Source organism: Serratia sp. N21D137 (assembly GCF_047530005.1).
Classification (GTDB): domain Bacteria; phylum Pseudomonadota; class Gammaproteobacteria; order Enterobacterales; family Enterobacteriaceae; genus Chania; species Chania fonticola_B.
Genome location: NZ_JBLJAJ010000024.1, coordinates 1 through 16900 on the forward strand (window position 1 = coordinate 1; position 16900 = coordinate 16900).

Consider the following 16900-nt stretch of genomic DNA (forward strand, 5'->3'; position numbering starts at 1 on the left):
GAAGAACAGCAATCTCCACTCTTAACTCCAATGTTAGCATCGGCAGCTCGCTTAAAACTGCCAGTTTTACCCATGGTGGGTCCATTTTACATTGGCATGTGGGTCATTTTTACATCGGCGCTAACAGTTAGTCCCTACTCTTTGGAAGTAAAGAAGTCATCTCAGTAAACTTGAACGCCCCCTATCCAAGATATATCACCGCATTTTCAGCCCACTCGATCGGTCCCCAGGAGAGGGGAGCTGTCAGTTGGAAGTAAAGAAGTCATCTCAGTAAACTTGAACGCCCCCTACCCAAGATGTATCACCACATTTTCAGTCCACTCGATCGGTTCCCTCTCCCTGTGGGAGAGGGTTAGGGTGAGGGCCCCGTGCTTTACCCATCCAGATGCTCTCCCTGTGCCGTATTTTTCCCGCCCAACATGGAAAAAATGAAAGTTCGACATATACTTATGGTGCAAAACATCAATTTGTTATTGAAAGCCGTTTTATCCTGGTTTTGCTAGACCATAAGGAGCGCTAATGACCTATCACCTACTTACCCTGTGGGATATTCTGGTTACCACGTTTTCATTTTTCTTTTTCATCGCCTACCTGTTTATCCTGTTCCAGGTCGTCTCAGACCTGTTTCGCGATCACCAACTGAGCGGCTTTTATAAGGCAGTATGGATTGTGTTCCTGCTGTTCATCCCGCTGTTAACGTCCCTGGTCTATCTGATTGCCCGTGGTAAAGGCATGGCCGAGCGGCATCGTGCGCAGGTGCAAAAATCTGTCTCAGCCACCAACGAGTATATCCGTGAGGTGGCAGGCAAATCGCCGGCCGAGCAAATTTCGGATGCCAAAAAGCTGTTGGATGACGGTGTGATCACCGAAAGTGAATACCAGCAGTTGAAGGCTAAAGCACTGGCCTGAGGTTGAAGTGGGCAGGAAATATGACATGAGAGAGAAGGGGGGCCGCAAGCTCCCCTAATAACCCATATTCGGCAGTGAACCCACCTTGAGATCTCTTGCAATCTACCGCTCAACCAAGCGCCGCCGTTGGTCATTATATGGCTGAACCGCTATTGCCTCCCTGCTGGTCGTAGGCCAGCAAGAGGGTCGTGCTGATTATCGATTTGAAATCGTGAGGAACATCTCAGATCGCCTTGTGCAGTGGTATCGCAAAATAATACCAGCGTGTTGTGGTTTGCCGGGGTTCGGGTAATGTAGACAAACTCATCCGGATTACAGACTACATTGTTAATGGTTAAATACTCCTTGTAGTCGGCCACATTGGTTTCCAGATCGTCTCTATCAATATAGACAGAACATTGATTGATCGTGGCCGCTTTAGTGTGGCTGTCAAAAAAACGTGCGCTTTGCGATTGATTGCTGGCCAGCAGGATCAGCATAGCCAGGGTGAACGCCGTAAATAGGCCATAGCGCAATAGCTTGTTCTGGTTTAAAACCGTGCGTTCTGGCGGCAGAGTTTCGGCCTGTGAGCTCTCGACTGGGCGCGGATCTGGCTTATTGCTTTGCTGCACTATGATGTTGGCGCTCTCTTCTTGCTGTATTTCAACGGTGCCGGAAAAAACCACTCCGACTTTGGGAACCGTGCGGATGATGTTTTTGCTCAGCCCGGCTTCCCGCATCCCTTTTCTTACCAATGAGATGTTCTGATAGAGGGTATTGGCAGTGACATACTGGCCATGTTTTTGCCAGACTTCATTGAAAAAGTCGCTTTGACTGATTACCTCGCCCGGGCGTTGCAACATTAATTGCAGGCAACGGCTTGCAGGAACGTTTAAAACGGTTTCTTTGCCTCGAGCGCGCAGCGGGCACAGACGGTGCTCTTCTGGGAGGTACAGTACGGTGTCGTTAATGATAACTTTATGTTTCATTTCAGTATATTATCTTTTTGTTATCTGAGTGTCCGGATTATTTAAAGTATAGTTTAACCGTTTATAGTGGCATGAAAAATCAGTAACAATTCACATTCATTTAAAAAACAATATGTTAATAATCAATCTTAAATGAGAGTGACTGTCATTTAAGAACGGTTGAGAATAGTCTGTTCTGATTTAATGTTATTCTTTAATTTATTGAATTACATGCATTTTTTGTTTTCTATCAAGAATAAAACTACTTCACTCAGAATAATCCCATCAATAGCCTAGTATTTATTCCATCAGCAAGGGGGGAGCGAAGTAAAGCGGCTTCATCTTACTGAGGTAAAGGATAGATTCACCGGTAGCGTCTTTTATATATCGGTGTAACAGATAAATCCTAATCGTGGGTTTGTAGGTAACGGATTGAATGTTAATGAGTAAAATTTAATGGGTAGCTATAAATGTTGTAAGATAAAAATCTTTGACATTTATGACTACTAAAATGAAGTGAAGTAATGAGTTATGAAAAACACCAGAATGATTCGCGTCATCTAGCGGTAAATTCTGATTGAAATTAATTGTTCAGCATTTAGCGCTGTTATGAGACTTTTAGAGATAGCAATGTGATCATCTTGGCGCGGTTGCCATAGTGGAAATTGCTCCTATAATGTCTCACCTAAGGGAGGTTTGTTATTTTTGTTATTAAACCAAAATAATAATCCGAGATGCATATGGAAAATAGACTTTATGGATTCCTAATTGATGATGACATTCAATTCGATATTGCCAATCGAAGACTCATTTATTACTCTGATGGAGCTTCGGAGCGCACCCTGTTTTTCAAGGTTATCTCTCTAAACGAGATCTAGACCCGATTACTGATTTATTTGCTGGCGAATAGCCGGGATGCCGTCATCTATAAAAATGACATAATGAAAAACGTTTGGGAGGAGATTAATTTATCTTCGTCCAGTCAGCGTTTATGGCATGCAATAAATGAATTGCGTAAGAAACTGGCGTCACTTGGGCTCCCGGAAGATTTTATAGCGAACGTTCATGGTATTGGCTACTCCGTCGATAACCAGCGAGTCTCTTCGCTATTTGTTAAGTAAGTTGTTGTTAATATAAATGCTGGAGTCATCTAGCTATATCCATCCCCATGGGTATTCACCAGGCCATTTTAATGGATATTAAAATGGTATTCATAATACAAGGTAAGTAGGAATATATATGAAAAAGTTAGCAATCGCTGCATCCCTGATCGCTGTTTTCGGTACTGTTGGCCTGGCCCAGGCAGCTTCTACCGGTACCATCACTTTTAACGGTGAACTGACTGCCAATACCTGTGACGTTGTGGTTGATGGCCAGGGTGCGGACGCGACCGTCATTCTGCCAACCGTCGGCACCAACCAACTGCAAAACGCTGCTCGCACAGCAGGTGATACCGGCTTCGTGATGTCCCTGAGCAACTGTTCAGGGACCCTGGAGACTGCCTCCGCTTTCTTCCAGGCGGGTTCTTCTGTTGATACGGTGACTGGCCGCCTGTTTAACACAACCGGTACGGCTACCAACGTCAGCCTGCAATTGCTGGACGCTTCCAGCCCGACTCAGGCCGTGATCAAAGCCGGTAGCCAAGAGCAGACCACCGCGATGACTTATAAAGACGTTACCAGTGGTAGCACCACACTGCCGTACATCGTTCGCTATTACGCAGAGGCAGCAACCACTGCGGGTACCGTAGTCAGCAACGTTGTTTATTCTATTCAGTACCAGTAATGGACTGTGGGAGGGGTACGCCCCTCCCAATCTGTCAGTTCCCGGAGTTTATGATGAAATTACTCTCTACTAATGTGCTAAAAGTTGGCGTTGTTGCCGCCGCAGCCTTGTTCAGCGTCAGTAGCCTGGCCAGCGTGGTGATTAGTGGTACGCGGGTGATTTACCCCTCTGATGCCAAAGAAGTCAGCGTCAAAATCAGTAACGGCGGTCCATCACCGGTGTTGTTGCAAAGCTGGATCGATAACGGTGACGCCGACGCCAAACCGGCCGCGATCAAGGTGCCGTTTGTCCTGACGCCCCCGATGAACCGTGTGGAGCCGAGCAAGGGCCAGACGTTACGTATCAGCTACGCCGGTGGCTCGCTGCCGATGGATAAAGAATCGGTGTTCTGGCTGAACGTACTGGAAGTTCCGGCCAAAACCCAGGCTAAAGTGACCGAGAACCGCTTGCAGATGGCTTTCCGTTCGCGCATCAAGCTGTTCTATCGCCCTGCGGGTCTGCAAGGTAACGCCAATGAAGCGGCTAAAGCGCTAACCTGGAACAGCCAGGGTAACCGGGTACAGGCTAGCAACCCAACGCCGTATTATGTCTCGTTGGTCAACCTGTCGGTTAATGGCAAAAAACTTGACCATGCGATGGTGGCCCCCCGTAGCACCATGACATTGGACTTGGCGGGCAGTGCAGGTAGTAAGGTTACAGGGAGTTTCGTAAATGATTACGGTGCGGTTAATACTTTTGATGAAGTGATAAAATAACGCCCCCGCTATATAAAACACTCTCGCATTAATCGGTTGACCGCTATTCAGGAATCAGTTCTTGAAGGGATATCTATGTCTAAATATTTTCAATATGGCCTGTGTAGCCAGTTATCGCCACTGGCCATAGCTATTTTATCAACTTTTTTTGCGGCTAACGTTAATGCTGAGAGCGCGGTTTCTGCACCACAAGACATCGCCAAAAATCTTGAGTTCGATGCGTCATTCCTGAATGTGGATGATGAGAAGTCCGTGGACCTCAGTCGTTTTGCCAATGGCTCTTCGGGATTGCCTGGGATCTATAAAACGGCTTTATATGTTAATAATCAACCGATCAGCAATACTGACATTGAATTCAAAGCGCGGACAGATAAAAGCGTTTATCCCTGCCTGACCCGCGAACTGATTAAAAACATTGCGTTTGATTACGCCAAGCTGCCAGCGGATTTTTTAACCTCGCTGGACAAAGGGGATGTCTGCTTCGATCTCCAGAGCAAGTTGCCGGAAGCTCAGGTGAATTACGACAGTAATGAGCAACGTCTGGATATTGTGGTGCCGCAGGTTTACATGCTCAACACCGCCCGCGGTACCGTTAGCCCGGAGATGTGGGACAGCGGCGTACCGGCACTCTTGATGGGCTACAACGTCAACGGCTACACCAGCGAATCGCACGGTAATACCTTCAATTCGCTGTTTGCTGGCGTGAACGCCGGGCTGAATGTCGGCGCCTGGTATCTCCGTCACAACGGGTCTTATACCCGGATGGACAACGGACCGAACCAGTACAACAACCTCAATACTTATTTGCAGCGCGATATTCCAGTACTCAAGGCGCGCGTGTTGATGGGCCAATCGAACACCACCGGGCAACTGTTCGATACGCTGCCGTTTACCGGTATTCAGTTCGCTACTGATGAGCGGATGTTGCCGGAGTCCCTGCGCGGTTATGCGCCGGATATCCGTGGCATTGCCCGTACCAACGCCCGCGTTACCGTACGCCAGGGCGGTCAGGTGTTGTATGAAACCACGGTCACCCCGGGCGAGTTCCTGATCAACGATCTGTACCCGACCGGCTACGGCGGGGATCTACAGGTCACTGTACGTGAGTCCGACGGTACCGAGCAGACTTTCAGCGTGCCTTATGCTTCGGTGGCCCAACTGCTGCGGCCTGGGTCATCACGGTATTCGATCACCGCAGGTGAAGTACGTAGCGATAACCTGCGTGAGAAACCGGCGCTGTATCAGGGCACCTACCAGTTGGGGTTAACTAACGCCATCACCGGCTATGGTGGCCTGCAGGCCAGCCAGGATTACTACGCACTGCAGTTGGGTGCGGCGGTAGGCACGCCGATTGGTGCCTGGGCATTTGATGTTACCCAGGCGCGTACTCATTTGGGGAACGGCACCGATGCCAATGGCCGACATGAGTCGGGTAATAGCCTGAGTGGGCAAAGCTACAAGGTGAGCTACAGCAAGCTGATCAGCGAAACCAACAGCAATCTGTCGCTGGCAGCGTACCGCTTCTCAACCGATGGCTTTATGGACTTTATGACCGCGATGCAGACTCGTGACGCGGTAGCAGAAGGGTTCTCGCCGGAGTCGATCTCGCGAGCCAAAAATCGCCTGACGGTGACTGCGGGACAAGGTCTGCCGGAGAACTGGGGCCAGCTGTATATCAGCGGCTCCTTGCAGAATTACTGGAACAAAGACGGCAGCGAGAAGCAGTACCAGATAGGTTACAACAATCGCTACAAGGACCTGTCCTACGGCCTGAGCATTAACCGCAGCTTCTCCAGCCTGGGTACGGCGCAGACCAACTATCTGTTGAGCTTCAGCCTGCCGTTGGGGCGTAGCGACGAAACCCACACGCCACAGTTGCGTATGGACTTGTCCCATGACAGCAGCGGCCGTTATGGCCAGCAGGCTACGGTATCCGGCACCACAGGGCAGGATAACCAGTTCAGCTATGGCGTGACGGCGATGAATGCCAATCAGGGTATGGGTTCCAGCGGCTCGCTGAACGGTAACTACCGTAGCCCGGCCACGGCATTGAGCGGTACTTACAGCACGGGTAAAGGCTATCAAAGCGCCTCTGCCGGGATGAACGGTACGGTGATCGCCCACTCTGGCGGGGTGACCTTTACACCGTACACGTCGGACACCTTCGCGCTGGTGGAAGCCAAAGGTGCAGAGGGTGCTAAGGTTTCCTCATATCCCGGCGTGAGCATTGATTCACGAGGGTACGCGATAGTGCCTTACCTGAATCCGTACCAGATGAACGAGATCAGTCTCGATCCGAAAGGGACGGCGGCCGGTGTGGAATTGGATAACACCAGCCAGAAAGTGGCGCCATATTCCGGTGCGGTGGTGAAGGTGAAATATACTACTAAGCAGGGGAGGCCAATTCTGGTGAACGCAACCTATCAAGGGGAGCCGGTACCGTTCGGGGCCGATATCTTTGATAGCAAAGGCAACAGCGTAGGCTCAGTGGGCCAGGGCGGGCAACTGTATGCGCGTGTGGCGCAAGACAAGGGCCAGTTGCAAGTGAAATGGGGCGAAGGTGGTGAGATGCAATGTACCGTCAGCTATATGCTGATGCCTATGGCCAAGGGCCAAGAGCAGATACAACAATTCAATTCGCCTTGCACGACGATGGCCCCTGCCAGTTCCCTGCGGTCGAAACTGGCGAACAATGACACGCTATCGGCTGTTAACGAGGGTTAACAGCCAGGCATGACAACTGTTTTCCTTTCTGGTAACGCCTGCCAGAAAGAGGGTTAATGAAAGATGAAATTATCGATAAATAAAGTGTCGGGTCTGCTCGGCGGTATTTTGTTAAGTGTTATCAGCGCCAATAGTTGGGCTGTGGCGAATTGCTCGTTTGATGCTGGTGCAACCCAAACGGAAACGGTGCCGCTGAGCCCGCCGGTGATTTCTGCTGGGGTTGATATTCCCGTGGGGACCGTGCTTTATCAAGGCAGTTGGTTGATGAAAAACACCAAGATGGGCTGCCAGTGGGCACAGGCCGACGTGGGTAAATCATTTTGGTACAGTAGCTCAACGCTGATTAGCAATGCTCCGTTGCCTCTGAGCGGCTTGATGACCGGCCCGTTTGCGGGCGCAGTCTATCAAACGAATATTCCCGGGATTGGCGTGGCTATCTCACGTACCCCTGATGGCAGCCCGATAATACCTAATCGGCCAGCGGTGACCACCGATGTAGAGAACCCTATCAGGCAGGTTGGCAATGAGTTAGGTGGAGCGCTTAACTTTACCGGTTCAACACGTTATATCTCGCTAATTAAAACAGGGCCGATCACCCCCGGTAGCTTTACATTAAGCGGGGCAAATCTCCCGAGTATCAAGACTATGCTTGAACAACCGGTGAATAGCCATCCTGGCTCCGTCGCTGTCACCGGGCTGCCGTTTACTTTTTATAATATCAATTTCCAGGGGACCCTGACGGTCTCTACGCAAACTTGCACCACCCCGGTGGTTGCTGTTTACATGGGGGCTTATGAAATAGGCGAGTATTTTGGCCGAGTGGGAGCGGCCACTCCTTGGCTTGATGCGTCTATCAATCTGACCAACTGCCCGACATTTTACGGTTTTTATAATGCGACCAATACCACGAAACTGATGGATTACAACACGGGATTGGCGACGGCTTCCAATGCACTGAATAACAATATTGGTGTGAGATTAACCCCGACAACGTCGGTGATCGATGCTGCCAATGGGATTATGGCTATTGATTCGACGGTATCTGGCGCGGCTTCAGGCGTAGGCATCCAGATTGGCTGGGGGGAAAGTAGCCAGGCGCCGACGATGTTCAACTTTGCCGCGGAACAAACGGTGACACTGCCGAAAGATGGCAGCCGAACCATTCGCATCCCTTTGTCTGCCCGTTATATTCAAACGGCTGCGAACCCTACGCCGGGTCTGGCGAATGGCAAAGTGACGTTTACGATTAATTACTATTGAGCAACAAAAAATTTGCCTCTCGGATAAATAAAGACGGTTGACCCTAGTTAGCGCAGCCACCAATTCCAACTTTATTCTTTCTGTCATGGCCTACATAGATAATGAGAAAGAGGATATTACTCATGAAAAGATCGACAGATAAAGTATCAGGATTGTTGATGGGAATAGTGCTAGCGGTTATCTCTTGCCCAAGCTGGGCAACGTTTACCGCGACGCTGACAGGCGGCCAGCAAACCGTCATCGTTCCCTTGAGCCCACCGGTGATTTCGGCCGGTGTAGATGTGCCAGTGGGGACGGTAATATATCAGGCAAGCTTGACCATGAAAGATACCTATATTGAAGGGAAATGGGTTGCCACCGATGTTGGAAAATATCTGTATTATGCGACATCATTGAGTTTAAAGACTACGCCAAAACCGCTCTCCGGCCTGACAACCGGACCTTATGCCAATGGAGTGTATGAAACCGGTATCCCAGGTATCGGTGTGGCGATTATCACCGGCGTGTCAAATAGAGCGATAACCCCCACAAAACTTTATGCTGAGGGGCAGAATTTATTAGACTCATCATTAGGTATTAGAATTACCCCTATCGGCGCAAGCTCACCGAGAAGTATTGTATTGGTTAAAACGGGCCCTCTGGTACCAGGAACCTACAGCATCAATGGTGCAAATTTCCCTACCACTCAGGAGGCGATTGACTATTCACCCACTAGCCACACTAATGCCGTAACGATCAGTGGGTTACCATTGTATTATTGGACCTTCAGTTTTCAAGGCAGTATAACGGTATCAGCACAGACCTGTTCCACACCTGTTGTTGCCGTTTACTTGGGGAGTTACGATATAAATGAGCATTTTAGCACGGCGAATGCCGCCACCCCCTGGGTTGATGCATCAATTAACCTGACTAACTGTCCTCAATTCTACGGCTTTTATAATTCGACAAATGCGCCGCTATTAATGAATTACAATACCGGGAGCAGCACGACTACCACTTCGCTGAATAACAGCCTGGGTGTGCGCCTAACGCCAACAACCACGGTGCTGGATGCCACCAATGGCATTATGGCTATCGACTCAACGGTATCCGGAGCGGCCAGCGGCGTGGGCATCCAACTCGGCTGGGGGGAGAGTGCTCAAGCACCGACGCCGTTTAACTTCTCGGCAGAGCAGAGCATCACATTACCGAAAGACGGTAGCTCAACCGTTCGGATCCCCCTGGCTGCCCGCTATATTAAAACGGCTGCAACACCGACGCCGGGCAAGGCGAATGGCAAAGTGGTATTTACCATTAACTATTATTGAGTTGTGGCCCGTAGATAGCATAACTCATAACTATACGAACGTTCCACTCGCCATATTTGGGCCTCGGTTTGCTGTGACAGCGATGAGATGGAGATGTGTTTTTATAAAGGAGCGCCATTACTATGCCTGGGAAAATTAATATCATTACTGATAACTATTATTTTTTTGTTGGGCTCAAGGCGTATTTGCATGCCGAGGGGCGAGTGATTAACCAAATGGCACTCAATGAACTGAAAAACACCAGTGCCAGTAGCTTTGGTAAAGAGGATGTGCTGGTGTTTTATATGTTGAATTCAATCAGTGAAATGTCGTTCTTGATTGCCGTTGCCAAATTCCCTGGGAAAATAATTTTTTTGCCAACCGCAATGAAAATAAAGTTCAATCTGAGTGTTGAGCGGCATATTGCCTTGGCAGAGGATGCTGATGTAGACGCGGTGTTTAATGAGTTAGTCAACATAGTCGGTGGGGAGCTTCCTGTTGCTACTTTTCTCCATGATAGCTTAACCCGCAGAGAGAAGGCCGTACTGCTGTCTATGATCGATGGTATGAATATGCAAGCCATCGGCCTCAGCTTACGTATCTCAACCAAAACCGTGTATACCCACCGGCGTAATGCTTTGCATAAATTGGGGGTGCGTAACCTGTTTCAGGCATGCCCAATAAAAACCAGCGTGCTCAATTCAGCCATTTTTGCCGGTTGAAACTCCGGCCAGCACCGATTGGGGACTGGCCGGGGTTAACCTAATTTATTTTGTTGGAGCCGGGCCGATATTGTCATCAATACGCTTGAGCATATAAGGGAAGAACGGGTTTGAGGACAGACGCATCAGTGAGTCCAGCCCGACCACCAGCACTGCCCGCTCGCCACGTGCGGCAAAGGTCCCCAGGCTGATACCGTACTGATTGCGTGGTTCCGGGTAACGTCCGTACAGGGAATCACTCAACGGGAACGGCAAGGCCACGTGCGACAGCGAGAAGATATCCGGCAAGTAGGTGATACCGAGCAGATCCGTGGTCTCTGCCGTTTGCCCTGCGACGATGGTACGAGCCTCAGTATCGGTAGTTTCTGGCGTTACGTTAGTGACTATGGTGGCCGTATAGTTACGCGGAGGCGGTGGTAGCAGCCGCGGCAGCGCGGTATAGGATGAGCTTCTGAGTAACGGCCCAAACGCCACCGCCTGGTTTAAATCAAATAACACCACCTCACTGCCGTTGGCTGGCAGGTGGTTATACAGGGCGGTGATTACCGCACGGGTGCTGACGGTAGAATCCATCACCGATTGGAACGTCAGGATCGGCGGCAATTCGCCCATTTTGCCGTTGCGTGAATCGGCGGCAATCTGCTTTTGCAATGCCTGGGTAAGCTGGAAGGACTGGCGTGCCGCATTTACCGGGAACGAATTGTATTTGAACGGGTTAAACTCCGGCACAATCCCCAACCAGGCCGCCTTGGCAAACGCCGGGAAGATGGCAGGCCAACCGGCAATACCGGCAAAACGAGCAAAGCTGGTGACGCCGATCATCGGCGAAATCAGCACTACACGCTGGGGTTTCGTCAGGCGGGGGTCATCCAACGCATCCAGCGTGTATTTCATCGCCAACGCGCCGCCGTTTGAGAAGCCTACGATATGCAGCGGTACGTCGTCACCCGCCAGGCGTTTGGCTTCACGGATCGCCAAACGGGTGGCCGCCATCCAATCCTGCCAGTCTACGTCGGTCAGTGCTCCTGGTACGGTGCCGTGCGCCGGTAAACGAATACCGACCGCCACATAACCATATTCACGGTAATTATCCGCGATATGCCGCAGGCTGTAAGGGGTATCGGTCAAACCATGTAACAGCACCACGGCGCCTTTCGGTTTGCCTTCCGGCATCATAATGTAGGAGCGGTTCCAGTCAGTAGGAAACTTTTCGGGATAGATTGGGCTGTCGGCATAGTAGCGGTTCAACGAGGTCTGCTGACTGCTGTCCAGCTTGTCGGTCACATTCTGGCGGACCTCTTTGAAAATGGCGTCCTCGGCAGTTAGATAATCCGCCCAACTGGCCTTATCGATCTCATCGGCGCGCATTTCATTTGGGACAAAGGTATGCCAAAGCTGTAACGATGGCCCACGCTGAGTATCATAAACTCGCATGCCCAGCGCTCCGACGATTAACACCACCAGCAGCAGGGCAATGCGTTTAATCCATTTGATAAACATCAGGTTTAACTCCGTTTTTTATTGTAATGGCCGAGCCGGAAAACTCGCTATTATCCCGCAAGGAGAGATCGTCCCTGGAGCCGGTATCGCAGTAGTAAGGAGCCATATTGCGGTCTGGCTCCTAAACCTTGAAGTAACCTATTCCTTTTAGCGTGGTGAGACGGTGGTGGTGGTGCCATTGGTCACCAGTGCAACGCGTTGCCCTGTATGGAACTGGGTTGAGCCCTGTGCCTGAACGACCACGATATTCACGCCATCATCTCGGCGCACTTCCAGTTCCACCCCGGCGCTGCGATTCATGGCACTTTGGATACCTGAGCCAGCGGCTGCGCCCCCGACGGCACCCGCTGCGGTTGCCAGATTGCGTCCGGAGCCACCACCTACCGTGTTACCCAGGAAGCCACCGACTACGGCCCCGCCAATAGCCCCAGCGGCGTTGGTGCCATCACCCCCCTGGATGGTGACCGGCCGCACGGACACCAGCGTGCCATAAGTGACGAAGTTGGCCTGCCTGGCCTGTGCTGCAGTAAAGGTATCGCCGGAAGCGGTGCGATTAGCGTTACATCCGCTGAGAACGGCGGCAGCAAGAGCGACAACAATGATGGTTTTATTCATAAGAAAACTCCGGGCAAGTTAAGTGCGCAAAGAGACAGTCGCTGTCTCATGCAAATAAGTATGGCAGGAACTTGATTTTATTCAGGCGGTACGAAAAAAAATTATAATCGGGCGTAAGAATAAGGATTAAGCGTTTTAGTGTGTTGTTTTACGTCAATTAACCAAGAATATTCTCATTAATCAGTGTTGTTAATTGTTCAGCAGGGGATAAATGTATCGCGGGGGTGACAGCCTGAACGATCCGGGAAGGGGGAAGAATTGACGGGAGAAACCAGAACAGATCTGGTGTTCTCCCGATGTTATCTGAGGATAACGTTAAGGCTTAACGACAGCCACGTCCGCCGTGCATCCCCGCTCCACCCATCCCGTGGCTCATCATCGGTACGCCAGCCTTGGCCAGATCGGTATCGAGCGCCACACGCTGTTGGTACAGGTTATCACGCAATGCGGTGATTTCTTTGCTCACGGCCAAGACCTTCTGCTCATCCAAAGGCTTGCTGGTCAGCAATGCCTGATATTCGTATTGCTTGGACATCAGTTGTTGGCGCAGATCGGCGGTTTTCAACTGGAATTCATCAAAGGCTTTCTGGCTGACGGCTTGCTGTTCAGGCGTCAAGTTCGCGCGGTTACCGTGCTGATAACCCATCCCCTGATGAGTTCCCTGTGCATTGGTCATGTTTGCGCGGTTGCCATTTTGCGCCAGCGCGGTAGTGCTAACACCGGCCAGCAGGGCAACGGAGATAATGGCGGCGAAGGTGGTTTTAGTTAGCGTCATGATTGATTTCCTTTGGTTGGGTGTTCATGGATTCCATTTCTTTAGTTGCAACCGTCGTGCCAGCTTCAGGCTGGCATGGGAATTGTATAGATACAGGATTGCCGTTAGGGCTTGGCTATCTCAGCCAACGGGCGCCAGCCAAGGAACTCCAGTATGCAGCGCGTTAAGTTTATGACAGTAATAAAAATAACTGATGGTGGAGGATGGCCGTTTGCTGGTCGCCATCCAGAGATAAAGTGGGTTATTTTTACTCGCCATACTGATAGTGTGGGTAATAATTACCCGCACGCTGGCGTGCCGGTTGCAGAGGAAGCCCATGGAATTTAAAACCAAATCGACGCTCTTACCTGCCTGGATTGCGATCGCCGCGGTCGCGTTACTGCTTGGCATTATCATCACGCTGGCCATTAAAGATCTGCAGCGTGGGCGTGAGGTGGAGATCCAGACGCTACGAGAAAAAAGCGCGGTGTTGATGAGTTCGTTTGAATCCGGTGCTCGTACCGGTATGGGCATGCGCTGGCGTCACGATCAGCGTCAAACCCTGTTGGAGGAGATGGCCTATCAGCCGAACGTGCTGTACATCGCCATTACCGATCGCTCTGGCCGCATTCTGGCGCACAGCGATCCGCAACGTGTTGGCCAGCAGCTGTATAGCCCGCAACAGATGGCTGAGCTGAAGATTTCCAGCGATGCACAGTGGCATATGACGACCTTTGATGAGCCGCAGGCTCAGCAGCAGAATGCTTTTGAAGCCTACCGTTGGTTTAAGCCGCTTAAGCGCGGTAGCGACCACTCCGGCCATATGATGAACCGATCGCGTATGCAGGAGGCTGCCGAGCCTCAGGATGATGAGCAGGCCGTCATTTTTGCGGCGTTAGACACTGTCGCGCTGGATGCCGCCCAGGCAAAGGATATGCGCAACACCTCCATTTTGCTGTCCATCCTGCTGTTGCTGGCGTTAGCCAGTTTATTGGCGCTGTTCTGGGGGCGGCGTTATCAACGTTCCAGCCAACAGTTGCAGGACTCAAGGGCCTTCTCCAGCGAAATTATCAGTAACTTGCCGATGGGCTTGATCACCACCAATGATCAGCACCAGATCCGGGTGGTTAACCATGCGGCAGAAGTGATGCTGGGTTGTAGTGCCGCCGAGCTGTTTGGCCAGCCTAGCCATCAGGCGCTGCCAGCCGAATGGCAGCAACTGGCGCAGAAAAGTAGCCACGGCCAGCCTATTATCGAACAGGATATTGACCATCGTCTGGCTGGTGGGCAGAGCCTGCCGTTGAGCATCAGCGTGGCGAATATTGTTAATCACAGCGGCCATTTTCTGGGCAACGTGTTTATCTTCCGCGATATGCGGGAGATTCGCCAACTGCAAGCGGAGATCCGCCGCAAAGAAAAGCTGGCGGCTATCGGCGATTTATCGGCTGGCGTGGCCCACGAAATCCGCAACCCGCTTTCCTCCATCAAAGGCTTCGCCAAGTATTTTGCCGACCGCTCGCCTGCGGGTAGCGAACAGCATGAACTGGCCAAGGTGATGGCGAAAGAGGTCGATCGTCTCAACCGGGTGATCACCGAGTTACTGGCGTTGGTGCGCCCTGCCGATCTGCGTTTGCAGCGGGTGGCGATTAACGAGGTGATCGAGCATTCGCTGCACCTGATCCGTCAGGATGCTGAGAGTAACAATATCGCCCTCCGTTCCCGCTGTGATGAAGCATTGCCGCTGGTGGAGATCGACCCCGATCGCCTCACTCAGGTGTTGTTGAATCTGTATCTCAATGCCATCCAGGCGATTGGCTCGGATGGCGTACTCGAGGTTGACGTTGAAGCGACCAAGGAGGGGGCGATGCGCATTACCGTCAGCGACTCGGGGGCTGGTATCCCACCTGACGACCTGGGAAAAATCTTTAACCCTTACTTCACCACCAAGGCGACGGGCACCGGCCTGGGGCTGACCATGGTGCAGAAAGTGATCGAGGAGCACCAGGGGACGATCGCTGTCACCAGCGGCCAGCCAGCGGGCACTTGCTTTACAATGGTGATCCCGCTCAGGCACAACAATCAACAAGGGGAGGCTCATGCAGACGTCTAATGCACATATTTTGCTGGTTGAGGACGATCTCAGCCACTGCACTATCCTCGAGGCTCTGATAAACGGCTGGGGCTACCGGGTCAGCGTGGCGCATAACGGCCGACAAGCGTTGGAACAGGTCAGGGCACAGCCGTTCGATCTGATCCTGAGCGACGTGCGGATGGCGGAAATGGACGGCATCGCGGCGCTGAAGGCCATCAAAAGCTATAACCCGGCGATCCCGATCCTGATCATGACCGCCTACTCCAACGTGGAGTCTGCCGTGGAAGCGATAAAGGCGGGGGCTTATGACTATCTGACCAAGCCTCTCGATTTCGATACGTTGCAGCTCACGCTGGCACGCGCGCTGGAGCATACCTCGTTAAAGAGCGAGAACCAGGATCTGAAGCAGCGTTTGCGGTTCGATCAGCAAAATTTTATTGGCCGCAGTGAACCGATGCGCAAGCTGCTGGAAATGATCGCCATGATCGCCCCTTCCGAAGCGACGGTGTTGATCAGCGGCGAATCCGGCACCGGCAAGGAGCTGATAGCCCGGGCCGTACACGCCAACAGCCTGCGCAAGGAGCGGCCATTGGTGAGCATTAACTGCGCCGCCTTGAGCGAATCTCTGCTGGAGTCGGAGCTGTTCGGTCATGAGAAAGGGGCATTTACCGGTGCCGATAAACGCCGGGAAGGGCGATTTATGGAGGCTGACCAGGGTACGCTGTTCCTGGACGAGATTGGAGAAGTCTCGCCGCTGATGCAGGCAAAATTACTGCGGGCGATCCAGGAGAGGGAGATCCAGCGGGTGGGCAGTAATCAGACCCTGTCGGTGGATGTACGTCTGATCGCAGCGACTAACCGGGATCTGTTGGCGGACGTGGAGGCTGGCAGGTTCCGCCAGGATCTCTACTATCGGCTGAACGTGGTGACGGTGGACAGCCCGCCGCTGAGGGCGCGCAGCGAAGATATTCCCCTGTTGGCAATGCATTTTCTGGCCAAATTTGCCGAGCGTAACCGTAAGCCGGTTAAAGGATTCACCCCGCTGGCGATGGATATGCTGCTGAAATACCCCTGGCCGGGCAACGTGCGTGAGCTGGAGAACAGCGTTGAGCGCGGGGTGATCCTGCTGAGTGGGGACTTTATCAGTGAAAAAGAGCTGCCGCTGAGTATCAGCCAGTGCGTCGATGTGCAGCCGGATCGCCAATGTGGCCAAGCGATCCAGCCGTTGGAGCAGGTCGAGAAACAGGCGATTTTGGCGGCGCTGGAACAAACCGCCGGTAACAAGACCGAGGCGGCCAAACAGCTCGGCATTACCCGTAAAACGCTGTTGGCCAAGTTACAGAAGTAGCTTCTGGACCCCTCACCCTAACCCTCTCCCACAGGGAGAGGGGACCGATCGAGCCACCACTTAATTATAGTAAATTGTCTTTACATCAATTGTTTACAGACTAACTCCTGTGCTGACGACAACGCAGTGTCAATTGGGAATGGGAGTAAGCGTGCTACAAATTAACTATCAAATAGTTACAGAATAACTTTGCTCCCTGCCAC

General features: G+C 51.7%; 15 protein-coding genes. 11 read left to right on the plus strand and 4 right to left on the minus strand.

What is annotated here, in order from left to right; translation table 11 throughout:
* Positions 1 to 519 precede the first annotated feature (519 nt).
* On the plus strand, positions 520 to 909 hold the full coding sequence (locus ACMV5H_RS17865; RefSeq protein ID WP_024484143.1) for an SHOCT domain-containing protein: 390 nt from the start codon (positions 520 to 522) through the stop codon (positions 907 to 909).
* 149 nt (positions 910 to 1058) lie between these two features.
* Here ACMV5H_RS17865 and ACMV5H_RS17870 read toward each other — a convergent pair whose 3' ends face one another.
* Positions 1059 to 1877: a winged helix-turn-helix domain-containing protein gene (locus tag ACMV5H_RS17870; RefSeq protein WP_115160353.1), complete on the minus strand. Its 819-nt coding sequence runs from the start codon at positions 1875 to 1877 to the stop codon at positions 1059 to 1061.
* Positions 1878 to 2752: 875 nt separating this feature from the next.
* Between ACMV5H_RS17870 and ACMV5H_RS17875 the strand changes: the two genes are divergently transcribed.
* The 7 genes from ACMV5H_RS17875 to ACMV5H_RS17905 all read left to right on the plus strand — a co-directional run bounded on the left by ACMV5H_RS17875 (position 2753) and on the right by ACMV5H_RS17905 (position 10388).
* Positions 2753 to 2977 carry a winged helix-turn-helix domain-containing protein gene (locus tag ACMV5H_RS17875; protein ID WP_414822238.1) on the plus strand — a complete coding sequence of 75 codons (225 nt, stop codon included), beginning with the start codon at positions 2753 to 2755 and terminating at the stop codon, positions 2975 to 2977.
* Between the two features lie 118 nt (positions 2978 to 3095).
* Complete coding sequence (locus ACMV5H_RS17880) at positions 3096 to 3641, plus strand: fimbrial protein (RefSeq protein ID WP_059199865.1); 546 nt, start codon at positions 3096 to 3098, stop codon at positions 3639 to 3641.
* Positions 3642 to 3694: 53 nt separating this feature from the next.
* Entirely contained in the window at positions 3695 to 4396 is a 702-nt protein-coding gene (locus ACMV5H_RS17885) for a fimbria/pilus periplasmic chaperone (protein ID WP_115160351.1), read from the plus strand.
* A 75-nt stretch (positions 4397 to 4471) separates the two neighbouring features.
* Complete coding sequence (locus ACMV5H_RS17890) at positions 4472 to 7120, plus strand: fimbria/pilus outer membrane usher protein (RefSeq protein WP_414822239.1); 2649 nt, start codon at positions 4472 to 4474, stop codon at positions 7118 to 7120.
* Positions 7121 to 7183: 63 nt separating this feature from the next.
* A complete protein-coding gene (locus ACMV5H_RS17895; RefSeq protein WP_414822240.1) occupies positions 7184 to 8380 on the plus strand; it encodes a fimbrial protein in 1197 nt (398 codons plus the stop codon).
* A gap of 122 nt (positions 8381 to 8502) precedes the next feature.
* Positions 8503 to 9687, plus strand: a complete 1185-nt coding sequence (locus tag ACMV5H_RS17900) for a fimbrial protein (RefSeq protein WP_115160348.1) — start codon at positions 8503 to 8505, stop codon at positions 9685 to 9687.
* A gap of 122 nt (positions 9688 to 9809) precedes the next feature.
* Positions 9810 to 10388: a helix-turn-helix domain-containing protein gene (locus tag ACMV5H_RS17905; RefSeq protein WP_223665112.1), complete on the plus strand. Its 579-nt coding sequence runs from the start codon at positions 9810 to 9812 to the stop codon at positions 10386 to 10388.
* 45 nt (positions 10389 to 10433) lie between these two features.
* Here the strand turns inward: ACMV5H_RS17905 and ACMV5H_RS17910 are convergent, their stop codons facing one another.
* The 3 genes from ACMV5H_RS17910 to ACMV5H_RS17920 form a co-directional block, all read right to left on the minus strand.
* Entirely contained in the window at positions 10434 to 11888 is a 1455-nt protein-coding gene (locus ACMV5H_RS17910) for an alpha/beta hydrolase (RefSeq protein ID WP_209524117.1), read from the minus strand.
* A 147-nt stretch (positions 11889 to 12035) separates the two neighbouring features.
* Positions 12036 to 12503 (minus strand): glycine zipper 2TM domain-containing protein, encoded by a 468-nt coding sequence (locus ACMV5H_RS17915; RefSeq protein ID WP_115160345.1) that lies wholly within the window; start codon positions 12501 to 12503, stop codon positions 12036 to 12038.
* 322 nt (positions 12504 to 12825) lie between these two features.
* Complete coding sequence (locus ACMV5H_RS17920; protein WP_115160344.1) at positions 12826 to 13278, minus strand: periplasmic heavy metal sensor; 453 nt, start codon at positions 13276 to 13278, stop codon at positions 12826 to 12828.
* Positions 13279 to 13431: 153 nt separating this feature from the next.
* Between ACMV5H_RS17920 and ACMV5H_RS17925 the strand changes: the two genes are divergently transcribed.
* From ACMV5H_RS17925 to ACMV5H_RS17935, 3 genes are read left to right on the plus strand one after another with little or no spacing between them, the layout of a single operon-like run.
* Positions 13432 to 13605, plus strand: coding sequence for a hypothetical protein (locus ACMV5H_RS17925; protein WP_181817575.1), 174 nt, complete (start codon positions 13432 to 13434; stop codon positions 13603 to 13605).
* Complete coding sequence (locus ACMV5H_RS17930) at positions 13595 to 15367, plus strand: ATP-binding protein (RefSeq protein WP_414822241.1); 1773 nt, start codon at positions 13595 to 13597, stop codon at positions 15365 to 15367. Before ACMV5H_RS17925 ends, ACMV5H_RS17930 begins: the two co-directional genes overlap by 11 nt.
* Positions 15354 to 16697, plus strand: a complete 1344-nt coding sequence (locus tag ACMV5H_RS17935; protein WP_115160342.1) for a sigma 54-interacting transcriptional regulator — start codon at positions 15354 to 15356, stop codon at positions 16695 to 16697. The genes ACMV5H_RS17930 and ACMV5H_RS17935 overlap by 14 nt, the downstream gene beginning before the upstream one ends.
* The last annotated feature ends 203 nt before the right edge of the window (positions 16698 to 16900 follow it).

Excerpts from the sequence above, each read along its gene's own strand:
- ACMV5H_RS17935 (WP_115160342.1), top strand. The coding sequence starts at position 15,354 with ATGCAGACGTCTAATGCACATATTTTGCTGGTTGAGGACGATCTCAGC.
- ACMV5H_RS17920 (WP_115160344.1), bottom strand. The coding sequence starts at position 13,278 with ATGACGCTAACTAAAACCACCTTCGCCGCCATTATCTCCGTTGCCCTG.
- ACMV5H_RS17905 (WP_223665112.1), top strand. The coding sequence starts at position 9,810 with ATGCCTGGGAAAATTAATATCATTACTGATAACTATTATTTTTTTGTT.
- ACMV5H_RS17925 (WP_181817575.1), top strand. The coding sequence starts at position 13,432 with ATGCAGCGCGTTAAGTTTATGACAGTAATAAAAATAACTGATGGTGGA.
- ACMV5H_RS17910 (WP_209524117.1), bottom strand. The coding sequence starts at position 11,888 with ATGTTTATCAAATGGATTAAACGCATTGCCCTGCTGCTGGTGGTGTTA.
- ACMV5H_RS17930 (WP_414822241.1), top strand. The coding sequence starts at position 13,595 with ATGGAATTTAAAACCAAATCGACGCTCTTACCTGCCTGGATTGCGATC.
- ACMV5H_RS17890 (WP_414822239.1), top strand. The coding sequence starts at position 4,472 with ATGTCTAAATATTTTCAATATGGCCTGTGTAGCCAGTTATCGCCACTG.
- ACMV5H_RS17880 (WP_059199865.1), top strand. The coding sequence starts at position 3,096 with ATGAAAAAGTTAGCAATCGCTGCATCCCTGATCGCTGTTTTCGGTACT.
- ACMV5H_RS17900 (WP_115160348.1), top strand. The coding sequence starts at position 8,503 with ATGAAAAGATCGACAGATAAAGTATCAGGATTGTTGATGGGAATAGTG.
- ACMV5H_RS17885 (WP_115160351.1), top strand. The coding sequence starts at position 3,695 with ATGAAATTACTCTCTACTAATGTGCTAAAAGTTGGCGTTGTTGCCGCC.
- ACMV5H_RS17915 (WP_115160345.1), bottom strand. The coding sequence starts at position 12,503 with ATGAATAAAACCATCATTGTTGTCGCTCTTGCTGCCGCCGTTCTCAGC.
- ACMV5H_RS17895 (WP_414822240.1), top strand. The coding sequence starts at position 7,184 with ATGAAATTATCGATAAATAAAGTGTCGGGTCTGCTCGGCGGTATTTTG.
- ACMV5H_RS17870 (WP_115160353.1), bottom strand. The coding sequence starts at position 1,877 with ATGAAACATAAAGTTATCATTAACGACACCGTACTGTACCTCCCAGAA.
- ACMV5H_RS17865 (WP_024484143.1), top strand. The coding sequence starts at position 520 with ATGACCTATCACCTACTTACCCTGTGGGATATTCTGGTTACCACGTTT.